The following is a 19,697-nucleotide window of genomic DNA, read 5'->3' on the forward strand; positions in this document are numbered from 1 at the left end:
TTGCGTGGTTTTCGATTATATCGTCGTGGGTGGTGGCTCCTCTGGATGCGTGATGGCGAGCAGGCTCTCCGCCTATGGCGCTCGCGTGCTGCTCATTGAAGCTGGCCCTGATACGCCGCCGAATGCCATTCCTGACGACATCCAGGATGGCGACCCAACGCGTGCTTACCTTAATCCCGGTTATCGATGGCAGTCACTCCACGCGACAACGGTGCGAGGTGGCCGCAAGCCTGTCCATTACGAACAGGCGCGCGTCATGGGTGGCGGCTCCAGCATCAATGCCCAAGTCGCCAACCGCGGCGGGCCCGGAGATTACGATGAGTGGGCCTCAAGCGGTGCAACGGGCTGGGGTTGGGAAGACGTGCTGCCCTACTTCCGTCGTCTAGAATGCGATTTGGATTTCGGCGGGGAATTTCATGGCACGAACGGCCCCTTGCCAATCAAACGTGTGCGCCAATCAGACTGGTCGGGCTTCATCCGGGCAATCTCCGATGCTTACGATGCTTTGGGGCTTCATTTCAGGCCAGACTTCAATGGTGCATTCGGTGATGGCTATTCAGTTGTCCCATTGACCAACCGCAATGGTCATCGGGTCTCCTCCGCGATGGCGTACTTACCCGAAACCGTCCGCTCTCGCCGCAATCTAACGATTTTATCCGAAACGACAGTTGCGCGGCTGACCTTTTTGGGAACAACGGTAACGGGGGTCGAGACGGAGAACAAATCGGGCGTGCAATCGTATAGCGCTTCTTGCGTTATCCTGTGCGCAGGAGCACTCCATTCACCCGCCATATTGATGCGCTCCGGGATCGGCCCCGCGAAGGAATTAGTACAATTCGGAATCCCTATCGTTGCAGATTTGAAAGGTGTGGGCCAGAATCTTCAGGAACACCCCACGATTTGCGTTTCGGCCTATTTGAAGCCGGCCGATCGCTTGTCACCCGGCGTGAGCGAATATATTCAGATGCACGCCCGCTACTCGTCGGGTTACGAAGGCTGCCCGTCGACCGATATGGCAATATCGACTGTTGCCAAATCATCCTGGCACCCGCTGGGGAGGCGCCTCGGCACTCTCGCCGTGTGGGTCAATCGCAGCTACTCGACGGGAACTGTGGCGCTCAAGGGTAGTTCGCATAAAATAGAGCCGGAGGTCGATTTCAACTGGTTGAGCGACAAGCGGGACGCCGAGCGCCTCAAGCAGGGCTTTCGCTTCATAGTCCGCCTGCTGCAGCAAGATTCGCTGTCCTCTGTGGCGCTGGACCCGTTTCCGTCAGCGTTGAATGCGCGAGCGAAGCTGGTGAGCAAGGTCACAAGCACAAACTATGCACTCACGTCATTTCTGGCGCTGCTCATGGACGCGTCGCCGCGGCTGCGCCGTGGGCTGATTAGGCGCGTCATAACGGATGGGGATAGCATTTCCGATCTCGTCAACGACGAGAAACATCTGGATCGGTATATTCGCCAGAACGTCATCCCAAGTTGGCATCCGACGTCGACCTGCAGGATGGGGGCAGCCGCGGATCCTGGCGCTGTGACCGATCCGTCGGGACGCGTTCATGGTATTTTGGGTTTGAGGATCGCCGACGCTTCCGTCATGCCATTTTGCCCTCGGGCGAACACAAACATTCCGACGATTATGGTGGCTGAGAAATTGGCCGACACAACCTTGAGAGACGGCAGACGGAGCTAAATCGCTGCCTGCTTTGCTGCTCGGCTAGTCGTCTCGTCGAGACGGCGGATAACGTCGACAAGCGCTTCCTCAGCTCATGTGCTCCTTGGTGCCGCCAGGCAGAACGCCGAACCCGATGTAGATGGCTTTTTTGCGAACGAAGTCTTCGTCCCTGAGCTTGACCGCTCGACCCGGATAGCGTCGAAAAAGACTATGGGATAGGAAAATTTCGAGCGGTCGGTTTCTGCCATTCGGCCATCGTCCGGGACGGCGTGTGTGATGGACGAGCTCAGGTAGCTGGCGATACCTCGCGTCATAGAGCTCTTCGAGATGGCCGATCCTGCCATGAAACCCGGAGGTCGGCGCTGGTCTGGATTGAGCCTGGAAGTCATAAAGCAATTCAGAATTGTAAATCGCTCTTAGTATCTTGGCCGTGATAATGTTAAACTAACCGCGACGGATGTAACAATATATACAACTATATTAACATACAAATCGTTGTTATCTTCACCAGGAAGCGCTAGAGATCAATTGCTAAGACGGAATCACCGCCCAGCCATCGGCTTAGCCTTAGAATGGGACATCATGTCGACTTTCGTTATTATTGGAAGAGACGGCGCGTTGCCCACATCCAAGGAACTGTCGACTTTGAGAGCCGCGGCAAACACTAATCAACTTAAGCGCCCAAAAAGGGGATTGACTATGACCACGCTGCCGAAAATTTCACTTTCGAAATTGAGAGACGATGCAACGCGACGTGACGAGCGCCAGCGCCTGCAAATGGCATGCCAGGAATACGGGTTCTTCTACCTTGTCGAGCACGGCATCCCCGGGGAACAGATCGCGCAAGCCATTGAGGCTTCCCGGCGATTCTTCGCATTGCCACAGTCGGTTAAGGAACGCTACGGGCACGCCTTTCAGGACGTGTACCCCACTGCCGCCCGTGGATACAGTCCTTTACACGGCGAAATGCTACATCCTGAGGCCGGCTTCGATCCAAAGGAGGTATTCGACCTCGGAATTGAGAACGAAGGCGACCGGCGTCCGTTCTCCGGCCGCACGCGCCTTCCGGATGAAGCCTTGGCTCCTGGCTTCGCAAGAAACCTGCTTGCTTTGCAGGCTACCGTGCTCGCCGGGATTGTCCCCCAGATCGGGGATGCGCTGGCGGACCTGATAGGTATGGAAGAGGCATGGTTCCAACGCCATTTCAGCACGCCGACGCTTGGGCAACGCGTGATACGGTATCCAGCTCGCGGCGGCACTTGCGCAAAGCACACGGATCATGGCTTCTTCACGCTGCTGCTGCAAGAGGAACTCCCCCTGCGTTCCTTGCAGGTGTGGTTCCGCGGTCGATGGATGCCGGTGCCGAGCCTGCCCGATAGTCTCGTAGTCAATCTGGGCGACCTCCTTCAGGTCTTGAGCGACGGCCGCTTCAAGAGTACGCCCCACCAGGTCGTGCATAGTGGTCCGACTGATCGAATTTCGCTGCCCTTCTTTATTTATCCCGAGATCGACGCTCGCCTGACTTCGCGACAAGGGCAGCAAGTTAGTGTTGTAGAAATGATGCTGCGCAACGTTGAGTCAATATGGGTGACTGGGAATGGCGCCGGACGCGCGCGCGAACTGCAATGATTGTCTGCTTTTCTAAAGCATGCGCAATTATGGCGCCGACGCGGTGCAGATCTCCGTGGTAAGCTGGAAGAACTCTCGCATCCGCTAGATTGTCCCGCCGTCGCGCGTGTAGCGCGGCGGTCGGAAGCCCGCTTCGGGATGAATGCACCTATGGTGTCAGATTGTTTGCATCGTGTGGTCGCAGGGAAAGATCGCACTAGATCTGCACCGCTGTCGCAAACGTGCTGCGGGAAAACCTGAGGGAACTTGATCCCATGATAACGCTCGCCCAACTCGCGCTTGACGTATCGCGAACCGAGCTCCCGGGAACCAGTTCCAGCGCGACCACGACGCCGTCACAGGCGGAAAGATCTTATAACACCCGGCGGTCGCGTGCTGCACGTCTTGCGGGCCGGTGGCAGTTATCGCAAGCCGTCAACCTTTCAGGCCGAACACCTCGCGCCCTGGAGCCCATTCTCAGCCGGAGCCCGCCCCTCATGGAGATTCGTCTCGCAGGCACTGCCGACCGCGATGCATGGCGGTCCCTTTGGTACGCATATTGCGCCGACCAAGGTCTCAATTCATCAGAACAGGCGACAGATAGGATCTGGCGGCGCATCGAGCGCCCAGACGAACCGATTAACGCGCTGATCGCGGTCTCAGCAACTGGCGTTACCATAGGTTTTGCTACCTTTGTCATTCACCCGTATACTCTTAGCGATCGTCCGGTCTGTTTTCTCGCAGATCTCTATGTCGACGAGTCTTCGCGGCGCCAGGGGATTGGCCAAGCCATGCTCACGAATCTGGCCTCCTACGGTCGCGACCAAGGCTGGCTGAGAATCTATTGGAATACGGACAGATCAAATTATCATGCGCGGGCGCTCTATGACAAGATCGGTAAATTGAGTCCATACCTTACCTACTACTATGACCTGTAGACTTGCTCTGAGGTCGTAACGAAAGCGCATTGACCTGCCCCAGTCTTTTAAACAGTGGCGAGTAGACTAGAGGTGCAGCCATTTATGTTGCGCACATGGGCTTGCAGCGGAATGTATTTTCGGCGCGATGATCCATTGATCAGGCAAGGACCGTGTTCGAGGTAAACTCCGTGCGGTGGTCTGCGACGATCATGCCGGGCTTGCCGCGCTGGGCGATCAGGTCGTCAGTTCGCGAGCAACGCGGCGACCAGAGATCTGTGTCCGGAATCGCGTAAGGCATTCGCGCGTCACGTCGTCGACGAGTTGATCGGCCGCAGGAGAACTGGTCGTACAGCGACCAGCGTGCGTTCGGCTTCGCCTCGACACGGATCGGCCCCGCATGCCGACCGCCGCTCGCCGTCCGCACTTCAACAAGGTAGGCGACATCTCGTCGACCGGCAAGATCTATTCCGGACGTCCGCGCTGTCGTTATGACAAGCCATATTCTAATTTAGATCTCAAAAATCTTCCGGGGAGCAGTGGTCAGTACCTCGACGCCGGAGTCTGTGACACGGAACGTTTCGCTGATGACGTATCCAAAATCCTCCTCGATCCAATTACCTAACATCAGGTGAAAGGTCATGTTTGGTAGCAACTCTGTCATATCGCCATCCTTAAGGCTTGCGGTCGGCTCCAACCAACCAATGCCGTGTGCATAGCCGCAACGCGTCTCCTTTTTGAGGCCCCGCTTCTCGATGCTGCGATTGAAGGCGTTGGCAACATCGCTGCAAGTCGCTCCTGGCCGTATCGCATCAAGAGCGACCTCAAGGCCGGCGACTTGGATCTCATGCACGCGACGTAGACGATCGGAGGGTGAGCCGATCGTGTAAGTGCGCATAAGCCCAGCACAGTAACCATATCGCGCACCGCCGATTTCGAGATTCACCTGCGATCCATAGCGAAAAACGTCCTCGCTCCACGGAATGTGGCACGTTCCCGTTCGCGGTGATGAACACAAACTTATTCCCTCGATCCCGCTTCCTGGCTTACCGTTTGCGCCGCGCACCAACGTTGCCACAATTTCCGCGCACGCGTCTGCTTCACGCACCCCGGGGCGTATTACCTCAGCAGCGCGTCGAATCGCGGCGTCTGAGATTGCCGCCGCCTCCCGCATTACAGCTATCTCGAGATCTGACTTGATGAGCCTTTTCCAAGTGACCGCCTTAGTAGCATCGACGATCGTGGCACCAGGCAGGCGCATCCTAAACTTTTTCGCCGATTGCGATGGAAGGCAGCATAGCTCGATTCCTATGCCTCGACTCGCGAGGCCGACGTCCTCCAAGTAATCGACTACCGCGTCATAGCCATCCTTGTCAGGATTTCCAATATACGCTTCGGGGTATGCGACGATTTTGTCGCGCTCCATAAAACATTGATGAATGGCTGCCGGCGCATCACAGCGGCGCAGAATGAACGTCGGTTCCTCTTCTCGTATCGAAACCACAACGGCCTGAGGAACATAGGCTGATAGCGCGGTGTACCCCGTGAGATAGGTAATGTTATGTTGGTCGGAAACGACGAGCGCGTCGATATCGCACCGACCCATTTCGAACTTCACCGAGCCGAGCCGGCGAAGGTATTCACTTCTAGGGAATGCCTGGGGTCCCTTGGATATATTCATAAGTTTGAACTCCAGCTATGCTTTTGACAACAAGGCGAGCTATTGCGGGTAAGAGTTCTTATGCTGGCGACGGATCACCTCTCAGTTGGGGGGGAGTCGTGGGGCTGCAGATCGCTCCTGTTCGCCCGACGGCGGTGTGATAGACCAAGCGATTAAGTCGACAGCTCGTTGGAGTATCGCTTCGGTCTGAGCAAGGCTGGGTGAAACGGCGACGACATGTCCTATCCAGTCTCGAAAATCGCCTTTCCTGAAGATCGGCGCGTTGGGTTCAACATACAATTTGATTTCAGCGACACCTGGTACCGCGATCGCCTGACTGCCGCCATCGATCCAATCGAGGGTGCCGTCGCAATCAGCAACTAGGAACCGCGCGGCTGCGGTCTGCAAATGCCTTCTGCGCAAATCCCATTCCTCGCCGACGACAAGCTTGATGTGCTCGGTGACCAGATCGACACCGCTCGCCAGTTGGACCAGTTCAGGCTCAAGCGCACCAGCAAGACGCGGATTCACTTCGATTACAACCGGGCCATGATTAGTCAACCGGAGCTCGATGTTCGTTGGCCCCCAATTAAGGCCAAGAGCTTGCAAGCACCTCAGCGAAACATCAACGATACGGTCATGATCGTCTTCCGCAAGCGGGGCCGGGAAGGTCGTTTCACGGAAGACGAAATGCGGTGGGGGGCCGAAATCAACGGCGACAATCCCAATAACCTCATTGCCCATTATCTCCACGCTATAAAAAGGGCCGCGCGCGAATTCCTCAACCAATATCCTCGGCGAAGACGGCCAGATGTGCTTCCCACCCAACAGATAGGTCGTGTGGTCAGCTAACTCATCGGCGTTGCGGCACAATCGGACACCGATGCTACCGCTGCCGATTGCCGGCTTAACAATTACGGGAAAGCCGATCTCCGCGACAGCGCTTTCTACTTCTGCCACATTCAGCGCCATGCGATAAGCGGGTATCGGAACTCCGGCTTCCGCAAGTAGCTGGCGCTGAGAGAATTTGTCACAGCATCGTTCAATCAATTCGGGGTTGGGTCCCGGTAAGTCGAAATGCCGACATAGTTTGCCAACGGTTGCATAGACCGACTCGTCGATGCCCGAGAAGCCCGTGATACCAGCGATGTCATTGGTCTCACGCAGCCTGGAACATTCGCGAATCAAGGTATCAAGATTGGTTGTATCGACACGGATTGCCTCGCTTCTTTCCGCCGCAAGATACTCGTACTGTGTTGGATCAACTGATAGTGTAATTGGATGAAAGCCAAGACGCCGGGCCGCGTGGATGTATCGTATTCCATTACCTCTTGCATGGCCTTCAACCAGGATGAGAGCTTTCCTTGACATTGGCTGTTCTCCACTCTGCGTTTTTGTCGATAGGTCGTTTTGCCATCGTGGACCTCAGACTTAAAGACAACGATCCAAGGCCAAACATTCCGTGAAATTGGTCGCCTCTACCCGCAGCCGCTGGCTGAAGCTGAAGTTGCCTTTGGCGCAGCAAAATCGTCTTCCCAGATCTGGGCAGAACCGATTGGGCTTGATGGCAACTGACCGAATAGTGGCCGAGTGGGATAATGCACTGTATCGCGTACCAGAGTACTGGGGACGAGTACGCCCTTGACCGGGACCCGGCGCCACGAGCTGTCACCGAAAGGCCCTACTAGGGAGTGAGTTTTAGCGCGTTATCGCCGGGAGAGCCCTCGCGAATCGAGAACGTTATCCTTCCATCGTCGTCTATTGCACCCTCGTAGAACATGTGGTCGCAGATAGAATTATCCCGGTGGAAAGTCAGCACTCGCGGCTTGATCTCCACCATCTGATGCTCCTCGATGTATGCGGAGGAGCAAACGATTATTTCGTCCCCGACCTGACAGGTGCGAGCAGCGGCTCCGTTCAGCACGCAGCAACGAGAACCCCGCTCTCCATAAATCACGTAAGTGCTGATTCGAGCGCCCGATGATTTATTCCAGATTTCAACGAATTCCATTGGAAGGATGCCGGCTTCGTCGCAGTGATCTGGATCCAAAGTTATTGAGCCCCGGTAGTTCAAATTCGCGTCGGTCACAGTTATTCCATGAAGCTTGGCGGCAACAAATTTTCTCATCTACATTTCCTCTCGGCGGTGGGACACTGCGTCGACAAGCGATTGCTGTGTCTTGGTTTCAGGATGGATGGATGGACGTTCTGCGATTTGTCGTATTGTGGTTCTTAGGACAAAATTGATTACTCTGGCGTGGCCAGCACGAGACAGTCAGGCGAAGGCTGGTTGTGGTGGGCGGAGGCATTGCCGGCCGGCTGTCCCCCATTGGTAATGCCATCCGATACAGTTCCGACATGTTCCGTTCCTTTAATTAGTTGTGATTTCAGGTGACTGTGCCAATCGGCCCGTTCAACTGGATCGCACACAAAGTTGCAAACCTCGTGCCAAACTGGCTAATCAGGCCGGAAACAGAAATGCGTGATCTCTTTCAGCTATTTAGGTGAGCAGACCACGGATCGGATCAAGAAGGCACGTCGCGGACGCGACAAAATGTTGAGTGTAGGACGGGTTGAGGTGGCGCCCTTCTGCTGGTGGTCGTGCGGCCGATCTGGGCATCGTTGACTTCTGGCGGCGGGGATGTCGAGGACGCTCGGGTATTGGCTGTTCGGATCTTAGACGCGTGCAGCCTCATGCCTCGAATGCGGCCGTTTTACTTGTCCCAGTCGAGGCCTGCCTAAATGTTTGATCTCAGGTTTTGATGGGGCATCCTTATCTTCCGAATCAAAGGATGCACTATGGGCCAGGTTCTTCATGGGAGCGCCACGACGACAGAGGCGGTCCGTCGGGCGCCCGCTGATCAAGGGTTTGTTTTCAGCGATGGGATGGTCGCGGGGCTTACGCTCCTAAGGACGACCTTAAGAGCCCAGCCTCGCTACCGTGCCATGATCGCGCAAGGCGGCCCTCGCCGGAGGCGTACCCGAGGATCGCCCCTGACCAACAAGGAAAAGCCGGATCGACGCGGTCATGTATCCTCTAAGAGTTGTCATGACGCTTACCTCCTTCAGGTTGTGTGCGTCAAGTTCTGCAAAATGGGGCGGCCACGATGCTGGTCATGCGGCTTGGCGTAGAGCGAGCTTCTTGTGCTCGCGCAGATCGTCCATGTTGATGTAGCGGTTGGCCTCCATCCAGTTCTCGTTGGTCTCGCAGCCAGCGCCCTGACGAGGCGCAGGCAGCTTTCATTGGGGAAGATGCGCATGACATTGGTGCGCCGGCGGATTTCCTCATTGTGCCGTTCAAGCATGTTGGTGCTCTTGAGATGCTTGTGATGCTGGCGCGGCAGGCAAAAGAAGGTCAGCGTGCGCTCGATGGTCTCCTCCACCCAACTCGTCAGTCGCGGATAGCGGCCCGACCATTTGGACAGCCATGCGGCGAGATCGGCCTTGGCCTCGGCGAGATCGCGCCGGTCATTAGAGCCAGCGCAAGTCCTGCAGGCAGTCGGCGCCGTGCTTTCTCGGCAGGTGATCGAGCGCGTTCCTGAGGAAGTGGACGTAGCAGCGCTGCCAGGCGGCTTCGGGGATCACCTCGCCGATCGCCGCGACCAGGCCGGCATGATTGGCGGAGACAACCAGCTCGACGCCCTTGGGGCTGCGCGCCTTCAGCGCGACGAGGAAATCCCTCCAGGCCGAGCGGCTTTCGCGATTGGCCATCTCGACGGCCAGGATCTGGCGCCGGCCGTCCCAGTCGATGCCGACAGCGATCAGCACCGCCTGGCTCATGACGACGCCGGCCTCACGCACCTTCTCTTAGCGCGCATCGAGGATGAGGTAAGGAAACGGCTCTTGAAGGGGGCGCCTGGCAAAGGCAGCGAGGCTCTCGTCCAGCCGCTTGTTGATGGCCGAGATCGACGAGGCCGAGAACGCATGGCCGCACAGCTCTTCCGTGATCGCCTTGACCTTGCGGGTCGACACGCCCTGCACATACATCTCCGCAAGCGTCGCCACCAAGGCCCGCTCCGAACGCTGGTAACGCTCGAGAAGCTCGGTCGAGAAGCGGCCGGCCCGGTCCTGCGGAACCCGCAGCTCAAGCTTGCCGACCCGCGTGACAAGGGTGCGGCCGTAATAACCCGAGCGGTAGCCGAGCCGCTCAGGTGTGCGCTCGCTCTTCGAAGCCCCCAGCGCCTCGTCCATCTCGGCCTCGAGTACCTCCTGCATCACCGCACGGATCACTTCGTGAAGTCCGTCCGGGTCCGAAAGCAGAATGTCTTTGATGGCAGCGCTGCCGGTCTTACTTTCAATCTTGGTCATGGTGGCGTTCCTTCGCGGGAATCGGTGACGTGAACAATCACCAGCCTGCCATGACCGCCCTCTCTCAGCGAATTTGCAGAACTGTCAGCACACACCCTCCTTCATCACAAACCCAACCGAACAACTGGGCAGGTGTTCCAAAAAACGCCGAGTTCCAATAAGGACTCAGGTCCTGGTCCGCTATTGTCACCCCTTCCAAGTCGATGTGTTCGTCACAAATCTTGCGCAATTGAGAAAGGTCGCCCGGGCGTACAACTCTGATTTCCACAGTATTCTCCTGCTTCTCGTTCCGGCACACGTCAGGGGATTTGCTTGCGCAGTTGCCTGATGTGGCAGGTGAGCCAGCCCGCATATTGGCCGTCGTATTGTGGGCCGCGACGCTCACATGTGCGCACCCGATGAAGTGTAGATGTGTTTGTTTCAGGCAATGAGGCGCGTCTTGTGAGCACCGCCACGGTGGACCTGAAATCGCCTCACAGACGCTTGCCCACTGAACACGTCCCCGCCATGACCGGGGACGTGTTAAGGCACATTGCCTTCAGCCTCTGCAGAGGTCAGCGGTCTTGCTGCCGTCCGCAGGTTGTCTTTGCCGTAGCCGTATTTGCCGAATACTGCCATCATTTCGCCAGAGCCAACATAGTCCTGCATACGGCATTGAACGCGTCGACCGCAGCCTGCTCGTTGAGCTCGAAGGCGATAGCAGGATAGTTGGCTGGCGCGATGAACGAATCGGCCAGCTCAAGGCTGTGGTCCTTCTTAACAAGTCCAGTCGCTGTAAAGTAGTCGAGGGCACCGGCGGCGGCGCGACAGCCTGTCCGCCGGCGGTCCGGCGACCTGCATGATTTTGTCGTCGGCGATGCCTGACTTTTTCGCGTCCTGGACCGCGGTGTAGCCTGTATCACTGACGAAGGTGAGTCCCTTGTCACGCACATCCTCATAAGAATGCAGCCCTTCCGGGTTGCCCTTAGGCACCAGCAGTGCGCCTCTCTCCGTAGCGATCGGTTCGCTGAACAGCACGTTGCGGCAGCGCTCCGGCTTGATCCACATGCCGGCCGTGATGAAGTCGAAGCGGCTAGCCTGCAGGCCGGGGACAAGTGAGCCCCATTCGGTTACGACCGGCTCGATTCTATTCTCGTGTTTTTGCGCGACGCACGCAAATGCCAGACAATCCGATCCCCAAATTAATTCCCAGCACCGCAGGTTATTTGGTGTCCGCTTTTTCAACGAGACGCTCCATGAGCGTGCTGTAGGCGACAAAACCGGTGTGAGACCAGAAGGTCTTGCGGCCAGGATTGGTCTCCAGCACGTCGAGGAAAATCCTTGATTTGTTGTGGAAACGAGACCGAATAAGCAGCTCAAGGGTCCTGCAGCCAATCTCCGAACGTCGGTGTTGGCAGCTGACGTAGAATTGCCTCAAAAAGACGCGTTGCCCACTCGGCTCCGCATTGTCTGGCTCCAAACGATGAGTGGCGAGGCCCACAATCTCGCCGTTCTGGCTGAAGAGGTCGACCATCCAAATTTCGCGATTCACCAACTGAATAAACCGCTCCTTGAGTTCTGAAACCGTCATCGGGGTTTCGATGCTTCTCGGCCTCGATCAACTCGCGGTTCAACATTGCCAACTTGTCGAAATCTTCGGCGGCAGCTCTGCGAATCTCAATTGTCTCTGAAGCACTGTGATCCTCTCCTGACCCATGCGACCCACGCAGCGGGCTAGGCAATGCGCTCCTACATGTCCGTGGTGGGTAAAGCCCGTCCGCAGCCAAAAATCCTATGATTAGAGTTGTTCTCGATGACCTCCGATACGGATTCTCTCGCCGGGCTTATTTCGATTTGGTCGAGGTCATTGAATCCTGCATCGCCCGACAGCCGCGCCGTCGGTAGGGATCAGCAAGCGTTCAATTTCCAGATGGTGGCTGCGAGAGGCGGATACCAACGTTTCTCGTCTGAACGTAGCCGTCCAGCGCTTCCTGACCCTTCTCCCTGCCGTAGCCGGACTGGTTTATCCCACCGAACGGTGTTTCCACCCCGCCCACATACCACCCATTCACGTACACTTGACCGGCCCAAAGGCGGTCGGCGGTCCAGAGGGCCCGGTCAATATCCCGCGTGAACACGCCCGCTGCCAGACCGTGAACGGTGTCGTTCGCGAGATTGACGGCCATTCCCGGATTATCGAACGTGGTAACGGCAAGAACAGGACCGAATACTTCTTGCTGGAAGAGATTGCTGTCTCGCGCGACATCGGCAAACACCGTGGCCGCCATAAAGTAACCGCTCCGCTCCGAAAGCGCAGTCCCGCCGGTTACGAGTCGCGCGCCCTGCGAGAGGGCCGTCTGGCAGGCCCGCTCAACTCCTTGTCGTTGGTTTCGGGAGATCAACGGGGTGATGTCGCAGTTTTCGCGTCCTGGACCGACCGACAGTCCTTCGACGCAGACCCTCACTCTTTCCACCAGTTTGTCTGCAATAGAACGTTCCACAATAAGACGTGTAAGGTTGTTGCAATTCTGGCCTGCATTCAGAAAGGTCCCGACGCGTACCGCTTCCACAACGCAGTCGAGGTCGGCATCGGAATACACAACTGCAGCCGACTTTCCGCCCAGTTCCATTATGCAGGGCACGATCCGATCCGCTGCCGTCTTGAGCACCGTCCGCCCAGTAGTAATCGAGCCCGTGAAGACGATGTGGCGAACGTCGGGATGTTCGATCAGCGCCTGGCCTGCCGTTTGGCCGTATCCAGTGAGCACGTTGACCGCTCCGGCAGGCAGCCCCGCTGTCTCACAGGCACGCGCAAGTTCAACTCCGGAAAGGGGAGCTAGTTCCGGCGACTTCACCACGACTGAGTTGCCGGTTGCGATGGCGCAGGCCAGCGAGCGGGCCGTCAGTTCAAGTGGACCATTCCACGGAACGATCTGGGCGGACACGCCGAAGGGACTTCTGACTGTGTAGTTGACCAGGTTGGCCCCGCGCGGGATCGAGCGCCCTTCAAGTTTGTCGGCCAAGCCACCATAGTATCGCAGGTATCTGATGGCGGTCTGAACCTCGCCATCGGCAAGTTCCAATGCCTTCCCCGTCTCCGCGCAGTTAATGGCTGCGATCTCGTCGAAACGCGCTTCAAGGGCGTCGGCAACGCGAAACAACATGCGACCGCGATCATACGGATGCATGTCTATCAGCACGCGGTCGCGAAAAACGCGGTGAGCAGCAGTAACGGCAAGCTCGATGTCTTGGGGTCCTGCTTCAGCTACGACAGCAATCGTTTCGGCGCTCGCCGGGTCATCGACCTCGATGCGTGTGCCGGACACAGAATCCCGCCACTCGCCATCGATATAATTTTTGACTACGTCGTTGCTGGCCATCCAGTCCTCTTTCTTATCGCTCGATTTTCTTCGAATTGGCGCAGCGACAGTGGTCGGCGCCGCAGGAAGAACGGCAACCGTGGTATCGGTCCGGCAGTGAAAGCCCTAGTCTGCCGTTCAGCCGCTCCGAGTTCGCCCACTGCCACATGCCACGGAACGGCCTTCCCGTTCCGTGACTGCGAGCGGCCCGATTTTGGACCTGCTAGTGGCCCGGTGCTTTGTCGGCTAGCGAGCCGCGCCTCCACCGTCGAGGGTAGTCGCTACTGCGCCAATGCTGTCGCGAATGATGGACAGACCACGCCGAAGGTCAGCCTCGGCGATGGTGAGGGCAGTCATGAACTTAAGCACCTCACCGTATGAGCCGGCGATCTCGATCACCAAGCCCCGACGAAAAGCCTCCTGGGAGACCAGACCTGGCAAGGAGTGGTGCTTCGGTGAAACGAGTCCGTACATCAGACCGCGGCCTCGCACGCTCAGGCCGAGGGTGGGGAATTCCTCGGTAATCGCGTTGAGTTCTTGGACCAAGATCGCAGACTTGCGAGCGATCTCATCCTCGAACTTGGAGTCGGACCAGTAAGCTTCGAGGGCCGCACGAGCAGTGACGAAAGCATAGTTGTTGCCTCTGAAGGTCCCGGTGTGTGCGCCCGGGGCCCAGACATCAAGTTCAGGCTTGATGAGAATAAGGGCCATTGGGGTTCCGATCGCCGACAAAGATTTGGACAGGGTAACGATGTCCGGCACAATTGCAGCCGCTTCGAAACTGAAGAAACTGCCCGCGCGACCGACCCCGGCCTGGATGTCATCGAGGATCATCAAGATTCCGTGCCGCGACGTTAGCTCGCGCAGCCGTTGCAGCCAAGTAACGCTCGCAGCATTGATGCCGCCTTCACCTTGGATCCCTTCCAGGATCACCGCGGCAGGTTTGTCGAGGCCACTGTTGGGGTCATTGAGAAGCTTTTCGAAGTAATCGATTGTGTCAACTGACGCCCCCAGGTAGCCTTCGTATGGCAACGATGTCACATGGGCGAGGGGAAACCCGGCAGCGGCCCGGTGCTCCTTGTTTCCCATCGCTGCCAATGCTCCAGCGCTTTCCCCATGGAACGAGTTGGTAAACGAGACGATGTTCGATCTCCCGGTCACCTGGCGAGCCAGTTTTAGACTCGCTTCGACCGCGTTCGTACCTGTGGGGCCGGGAAACTGTAATTTGTATGTCAGACCACGAGGCTTGAGAATGTATCGCTCGAAAGCTTCGATGAAGGCTTTCTTGGCCGTCGTGGCAAGGTCCAGCCCATGCACAATTCCGTCGCGCTCGATATAATCCAGCAGCGCCTTCTTGATGACGGGGTTGTTGTGCCCATAATTCAAAACGCCTGCACCGGCGAAAAAGTCGAGATATTCCCGACCGTCTGCAGCGATGAGAGTGGTCCCGACTCCGCGATCGAATAGGGCGGGGAAGGCGCGGACGTAGCTGCGCACCTCAGACTCCAGGCGATTGAAAACCGCGAGACCTGCATCCATTTCAGGTGCGAATTGCTTGCTCATAGGCGAACTCCTCAATCTGAAGCCTGCAAAGCCAGGCCTCTTCTGCTTTATGAAGTGGCGTGTAGGTGCCGTTGTGAGACAATAGCGCGCTACATTGGGCGCCTTGCGCAAATTCTGAGCGGCGGGATGCAGTAATTATGCGAAATTGCCGGCAGGTTGCATAAGGCCGGCGGTTTGTGTGGCTGCGGTGACGATTTTTCCCAACCACCTCAAGACGGCTGCATTTGATGCAGCAACCGGGGCAGGCGAACCTAGCGCTCGATTCCCTATACACAGATGAGACTCTTGGCAGCGTGAGCCAACGAATGGAAGCCGAAGCGCGGAAATAGAGGTCCCCCCTATCATCATCGTCCAGTCGGCTTAGCGTTTAAGTTCCGAGACGTTTCCTCGGCCGAACTGGGCGCAAGGCCTCGGCTTTTGACCGTCGGCTGCCATTGTCAGTTGGGCGATGGTGGACAGCACTCTTCGGCCAATGGCTATAACTGACGTCGAGGACGATAGCCGACTTTGGTCCCATGCCTGGCCTGATCGTTTGGGCTTCCGTCTGCGCGGGGTTGAGGCTACAGTCGAGTGCATATCGCAGTTTTTCTGCGCAAATTGCAGCTATTCCGGAGAATGACCATGGAATTGGATCGGATAGATCTGAAAATCTTAAGCGCTGTTCAGCGCAACAATCGCCAAACAACGGAAGAATTGGGCCAACTGGCCGGTATATCGCCCACGGCCTGTCAGCGGCGATTGAAGCAGTTGCGACAAATTGGCGTAATTGAGGCTGATGTTGCAATCGTGTCGCCTGAGGCGGTGGGCAGGTCCCTGATGATGCTGGTCTTGGTCGACATTGAGCGCTATCGTTCCGACGTCATCGATCGCTTCAAGCAGTCTCTACAGAAGGCGCCTGAAGTAATGAGCGCGTATGCGGTCACCGGTAACGCCGATTTCGTTCTCCTTCTCTCCGTGCGTGACTTGGCAGAGTACGACGCATTCTCGAGGCGTTTCTTCTTTGATAGCCCGGCTGTTAGAAATTACAGCACGATGATTGTGATGGATCGCACGAAGGTAACCTTGGCGGTGCCAATCGATGTATAGAACGCGCAATCTTACGCGCATTCAACAACTGGTTGATCCGATTCACCGATGACTGGCGCAAGGGTCAGCCGCCTTGCCCGCCGGCCATGATTGGGACGGGAGTTTTCGTACCGCTAAAGCGGCGATGGAGCGCAAGGCGAAGCATCATTCTGCTCCTTACAACGGCCTCGTCAGCGCGATGCTGCAAAAGCACTTCTGGACCTACCGGGCTGCATTCTGATGTATCTCGCGATAGGTTTGTCCCCTTCAGTCGCGATGCGCTTTGTCCACTTAAGTCACGACGCTCCGGCATCGCCTTCAGCCCTGATGGACTGCTGGCAAGGTCATGTTTAAACGTTCCGCCCCGTTGGGAGGCCGCCATAATGCGAATCTCTTAAGAATGCGCTGATTTCCTGCGTCCTGCAAGATAATTGCGCGTTTTTGCTTGCTCGCCGTCTGCTAGATTTTTGCCCGACTCAGACATTTGCGAGTTTGCGTGGTTTTCGATTATATCGTCGTGGGTGGTGGCTCCTCTGGATGCGTGATGGCGAGCAGGCTCTCCGCCTATGGCGCTCGCGTGCTGCTCATTGAAGCTGGCCCTGATACGCCGCCGAATGCCATTCCTGACGACATCCAGGATGGCGACCCAACGCGTGCTTACCTTAATCCCGGTTATCGATGGCAGTCACTCCACGCGACAACGGTGCGAGGTGGCCGCAAGCCTGTCCATTACGAACAGGCGCGCGTCATGGGTGGCGGCTCCAGCATCAATGCCCAAGTCGCCAACCGCGGCGGGCCCGGAGATTACGATGAGTGGGCCTCAAGCGGTGCAACGGGCTGGGGTTGGGAAGACGTGCTGCCCTACTTCCGTCGTCTAGAATGCGATTTGGATTTCGGCGGGGAATTTCATGGCACGAACGGCCCCTTGCCAATCAAACGTGTGCGCCAATCAGACTGGTCGGGCTTCATCCGGGCAATCTCCGATGCTTACGATGCTTTGGGGCTTCATTTCAGGCCAGACTTCAATGGTGCATTCGGTGATGGCTATTCAGTTGTCCCATTGACCAACCGCAATGGTCATCGGGTCTCCTCCGCGATGGCGTACTTACCCGAAACCGTCCGCTCTCGCCGCAATCTAACGATTTTATCCGAAACGACAGTTGCGCGGCTGACCTTTTTGGGAACAACGGTAACGGGGGTCGAGACGGAGAACAAATCGGGCGTGCAATCGTATAGCGCTTCTTGCGTTATCCTGTGCGCAGGAGCACTCCATTCACCCGCCATATTGATGCGCTCCGGGATCGGCCCCGCGAAGGAATTAGTACAATTCGGAATCCCTATCGTTGCAGATTTGAAAGGTGTGGGCCAGAATCTTCAGGAACACCCCACGATTTGCGTTTCGGCCTATTTGAAGCCGGCCGATCGCTTGTCACCCGGCGTGAGCGAATATATTCAGATGCACGCCCGCTACTCGTCGGGTTACGAAGGCTGCCCGTCGACCGATATGGCAATATCGACTGTTGCCAAATCATCCTGGCACCCGCTGGGGAGGCGCCTCGGCACTCTCGCCGTGTGGGTCAATCGCAGCTACTCGACGGGAACTGTGGCGCTCAAGGGTAGTTCGCATAAAATAGAGCCGGAGGTCGATTTCAACTGGTTGAGCGACAAGCGGGACGCCGAGCGCCTCAAGCAGGGCTTTCGCTTCATAGTCCGCCTGCTGCAGCAAGATTCGCTGTCCTCTGTGGCGCTGGACCCGTTTCCGTCAGCGTTGAATGCGCGAGCGAAGCTGGTGAGCAAGGTCACAAGCACAAACTATGCACTCACGTCATTTCTGGCGCTGCTCATGGACGCGTCGCCGCGGCTGCGCCGTGGGCTGATTAGGCGCGTCATAACGGATGGGGATAGCATTTCCGATCTCGTCAACGACGAGAAACATCTGGATCGGTATATTCGCCAGAACGTCATCCCAAGTTGGCATCCGACGTCGACCTGCAGGATGGGGGCAGCCGCGGATCCTGGCGCTGTGACCGATCCGTCGGGACGCGTTCATGGTATTTTGGGTTTGAGGATCGCCGACGCTTCCGTCATGCCATTTTGCCCTCGGGCGAACACAAACATTCCGACGATTATGGTGGCTGAGAAATTGGCCGACACAACCTTGAGAGACGGCAGACGGAGCTAGGCCAGGCGGCATGTACATTCTGCCGGAGCGCTGCCGCAATGTGGTGTTCACCGAGCCGCTTGCTAAGTTCACCGAAGCCCTGCTCATGCCGAATGGCAATCCCAAAAGACCAGCACTCCTTTGACGATATTCGTGATAAGGGCCTAACGCTGGTCACCACCGCCGGTTCCGACACGGTCACGACCGCCAAAGACGCGGGCATTCCGGAGGATCGTGTCATGCAGGTCGCCGGCCAGGCCGAATTCTTGCAGGCAGTGAAGGTCGGCCGCGCGGCGGCGGGGTCGCTAAACTACTTCACGGTAAGGAGCTCGCTGACAAGGTCGACAGCGTTGAAATGGCAGATCCGTTCACCCCGCCGGCTGGGAAGGCCGGCTACCCAAGTCTCGCCTTCCTGCCCAATCAGCAGGCGGTCGATGCCTTCAACGAGGTATTGAATACTTATATCGGCTCCGACCAAATGATGCAGTCGGTCAAAATACGGCTACACCAAAATCAATCTGCCGGACGGCACCAAGACCGGCGACCTGTGCAAGGGTTGAAATCTTGCGGGGAATGCCACCCATGCACCTAAAAGGCTCCCGGCCGCAGTGGCTGGGCGACGACAGAGCAAAGTGACAAGACGCGAGGCTCCGGGGTGCCGATTTCCGGTATTCAGACGAGATAGTTCGGCAACGTGGCATGTGAGGCTGCTACGCTCAGGAGTGAGCAATGGCAGTCCATCTCGCATGTCGCAATGCCGACCTGATGCCCCTCCTTTTGCCGAGGAACCGATGATCACCAAGCATCGCGTATCGGTTGATGGTGTCGAGACATCGTACTGCGAGAACGGAGCTGGTAGGCCGATTGTTTTCCTGCAGGGGGCGGGCTTCCGTGCAGAGGCTAAGAGTTCCTTTGTTCGGCAGCTGAACGGGCTATCCGATCAATTTACGGTAGTAGCGATTGATCAACTCCATTTTGGGGGAACGGATTATCCTGCTGACTGCAAATACATTAACCGGCTCGGTCGTGTGAATCATGTAATTAGCTTCCTCCAACAACTGGGTTTGAAGCAGATCACGCTAGTCGGCCATTCAGAAGGATCATTCGTCGACGCGCGGGTCGCGATCGTGCGTCCCGATCTTGTTTCTAAGCTTGTCCTGCTGACCGCTAACTCCGTGTCGCCGGCGTTCGGAGATGACCGTGACGAAGCTTGGCTGGAGGCCTGCCGGCAGGCTTACGGCTGTTCCGGCCCGATGCCGAGCGAAGAGGAATACATCACCGCACGGCGGAAAAGCTGCCGCGCCCACGGGCAGGATGTGGAATGCGCCGAGCGAGAAGCCTATCGGCGGGCCGCGGCGCGGGGGCAATGGGGGATCTGGCAGAGATTGCCGGGAGACGAGACAAA

The 19,697-nt window shown here is 57.2% G+C and carries 15 protein-coding genes and 3 pseudogenes; 7 read left to right on the top strand and 11 right to left on the bottom strand.

The window, feature by feature from the left end; all coding sequences use genetic code 11:
* Positions 1-4: 4 nt before the first annotated feature.
* A complete protein-coding gene (locus tag ENZ75_RS00060) occupies positions 5-1,690 on the top strand; it encodes a GMC family oxidoreductase N-terminal domain-containing protein (protein ID WP_063169348.1) in 1,686 nt (561 codons plus the stop codon).
* An 81-nt stretch (positions 1,691-1,771) separates the two neighbouring features.
* On the opposite strand, the pseudogene ENZ75_RS34850 reads toward ENZ75_RS00060, so the two are convergent.
* Positions 1,772-1,915 (bottom strand): annotated as a pseudogene (locus tag ENZ75_RS34850) (transposase); the annotation flags it as partial.
* 456 nt (positions 1,916-2,371) lie between these two features.
* Here ENZ75_RS34850 and ENZ75_RS00065 point away from each other — a divergent pair.
* Positions 2,372-3,301, top strand: coding sequence for a 2-oxoglutarate and iron-dependent oxygenase domain-containing protein (locus ENZ75_RS00065; protein ID WP_063170383.1), 930 nt, complete (start codon positions 2,372-2,374; stop codon positions 3,299-3,301).
* Between the two features lie 476 nt (positions 3,302-3,777).
* Positions 3,778-4,218, top strand: coding sequence for a GNAT family N-acetyltransferase (locus ENZ75_RS00070; protein WP_158515807.1), 441 nt, complete (start codon positions 3,778-3,780; stop codon positions 4,216-4,218).
* A gap of 142 nt (positions 4,219-4,360) precedes the next feature.
* On the opposite strand, the pseudogene ENZ75_RS00075 reads toward ENZ75_RS00070, so the two are convergent.
* From ENZ75_RS00075 to ectB, 10 genes and pseudogenes are all read right to left on the bottom strand, one after another.
* Positions 4,361-4,591, bottom strand: a pseudogene (locus ENZ75_RS00075) (IS3 family transposase); the annotation flags it as partial.
* 117 nt (positions 4,592-4,708) lie between these two features.
* Positions 4,709-5,878, bottom strand: coding sequence for a Xaa-Pro peptidase family protein (locus ENZ75_RS00080; RefSeq protein WP_063169356.1), 1,170 nt, complete (start codon positions 5,876-5,878; stop codon positions 4,709-4,711).
* A gap of 81 nt (positions 5,879-5,959) precedes the next feature.
* The gene (locus ENZ75_RS00085; RefSeq protein ID WP_082826583.1) at positions 5,960-7,228 is read right to left on the bottom strand and encodes an acetyl-CoA carboxylase biotin carboxylase subunit family protein; all 1,269 of its coding nucleotides are present in this window, start codon (positions 7,226-7,228) and stop codon (positions 5,960-5,962) included.
* Between the two features lie 313 nt (positions 7,229-7,541).
* Positions 7,542-7,985 (bottom strand): aspartate 1-decarboxylase, encoded by a 444-nt coding sequence (panD, locus tag ENZ75_RS00090; RefSeq protein ID WP_063169354.1) that lies wholly within the window; start codon positions 7,983-7,985, stop codon positions 7,542-7,544.
* Between the two features lie 986 nt (positions 7,986-8,971).
* Positions 8,972-10,165: pseudogene (locus ENZ75_RS00095) on the bottom strand (IS256 family transposase).
* Between the two features lie 64 nt (positions 10,166-10,229).
* Complete coding sequence (locus ENZ75_RS34525; RefSeq protein ID WP_141245431.1) at positions 10,230-10,433, bottom strand: hypothetical protein; 204 nt, start codon at positions 10,431-10,433, stop codon at positions 10,230-10,232.
* 488 nt (positions 10,434-10,921) lie between these two features.
* A complete protein-coding gene (locus ENZ75_RS34855; RefSeq protein WP_224571101.1) occupies positions 10,922-11,389 on the bottom strand; it encodes a transporter substrate-binding domain-containing protein in 468 nt (155 codons plus the stop codon).
* Positions 11,367-11,735, bottom strand: coding sequence for a GNAT family N-acetyltransferase (locus ENZ75_RS00105; protein ID WP_063169352.1), 369 nt, complete (start codon positions 11,733-11,735; stop codon positions 11,367-11,369). The genes ENZ75_RS34855 and ENZ75_RS00105 overlap by 23 nt, the downstream gene beginning before the upstream one ends.
* Positions 11,736-12,063: 328 nt before the next feature.
* Positions 12,064-13,524 carry an aldehyde dehydrogenase family protein gene (locus ENZ75_RS00110; RefSeq protein WP_063169351.1) on the bottom strand — a complete coding sequence of 487 codons (1,461 nt, stop codon included), beginning with the start codon at positions 13,522-13,524 and terminating at the stop codon, positions 12,064-12,066.
* 225 nt (positions 13,525-13,749) lie between these two features.
* Positions 13,750-15,066, bottom strand: coding sequence for a diaminobutyrate--2-oxoglutarate transaminase (gene ectB / locus ENZ75_RS00115; RefSeq protein ID WP_063169350.1), 1,317 nt, complete (start codon positions 15,064-15,066; stop codon positions 13,750-13,752).
* A gap of 621 nt (positions 15,067-15,687) precedes the next feature.
* On the opposite strand from ectB, the gene ENZ75_RS00120 reads away from it, so the two are divergent.
* From ENZ75_RS00120 to ENZ75_RS00135, 4 genes are all read left to right on the top strand, one after another.
* Positions 15,688-16,152, top strand: coding sequence for an Lrp/AsnC family transcriptional regulator (locus ENZ75_RS00120; protein ID WP_063169349.1), 465 nt, complete (start codon positions 15,688-15,690; stop codon positions 16,150-16,152).
* Between the two features lie 73 nt (positions 16,153-16,225).
* Positions 16,226-16,372: a hypothetical protein gene (locus tag ENZ75_RS34530; RefSeq protein ID WP_164754282.1), complete on the top strand. Its 147-nt coding sequence runs from the start codon at positions 16,226-16,228 to the stop codon at positions 16,370-16,372.
* Positions 16,373-16,627: 255 nt separating this feature from the next.
* The gene (locus tag ENZ75_RS00125; protein ID WP_063169348.1) at positions 16,628-18,313 is read left to right on the top strand and encodes a GMC family oxidoreductase N-terminal domain-containing protein; all 1,686 of its coding nucleotides are present in this window, start codon (positions 16,628-16,630) and stop codon (positions 18,311-18,313) included.
* Between the two features lie 770 nt (positions 18,314-19,083).
* Positions 19,084-19,697: alpha/beta hydrolase (locus ENZ75_RS00135; protein ID WP_245481115.1), on the top strand; the 614-nt coding region annotated here is incomplete at its 3' end.

The sequence above is a fragment of the Mesorhizobium sp. M7A.F.Ca.CA.002.04.1.1 genome (genome assembly GCF_004022805.1).
GTDB classification, from domain to species: domain Bacteria; phylum Pseudomonadota; class Alphaproteobacteria; order Rhizobiales; family Rhizobiaceae; genus Mesorhizobium; species Mesorhizobium ciceri.

What these genes read in the sequence shown, in the direction of transcription:
- ENZ75_RS00065 (WP_063170383.1), top strand. Translation starts at nt 2,372, where the DNA reads ATGACCACGCTGCCGAAAATTTCACTTTCGAAATTGAGAGACGATGCA.
- ENZ75_RS00070 (WP_158515807.1), top strand. Translation starts at nt 3,778, where the DNA reads ATGGAGATTCGTCTCGCAGGCACTGCCGACCGCGATGCATGGCGGTCC.
- ENZ75_RS00080 (WP_063169356.1), bottom strand. Translation starts at nt 5,878, where the DNA reads ATGAATATATCCAAGGGACCCCAGGCATTCCCTAGAAGTGAATACCTT.
- ENZ75_RS00085 (WP_082826583.1), bottom strand. Translation starts at nt 7,228, where the DNA reads ATGTCAAGGAAAGCTCTCATCCTGGTTGAAGGCCATGCAAGAGGTAAT.
- panD (WP_063169354.1), bottom strand. Translation starts at nt 7,985, where the DNA reads ATGAGAAAATTTGTTGCCGCCAAGCTTCATGGAATAACTGTGACCGAC.
- ENZ75_RS00105 (WP_063169352.1), bottom strand. Translation starts at nt 11,735, where the DNA reads ATGACGGTTTCAGAACTCAAGGAGCGGTTTATTCAGTTGGTGAATCGC.
- ENZ75_RS00110 (WP_063169351.1), bottom strand. Translation starts at nt 13,524, where the DNA reads ATGGCCAGCAACGACGTAGTCAAAAATTATATCGATGGCGAGTGGCGG.
- ectB (WP_063169350.1), bottom strand. Translation starts at nt 15,066, where the DNA reads ATGAGCAAGCAATTCGCACCTGAAATGGATGCAGGTCTCGCGGTTTTC.
- ENZ75_RS00120 (WP_063169349.1), top strand. Translation starts at nt 15,688, where the DNA reads ATGGAATTGGATCGGATAGATCTGAAAATCTTAAGCGCTGTTCAGCGC.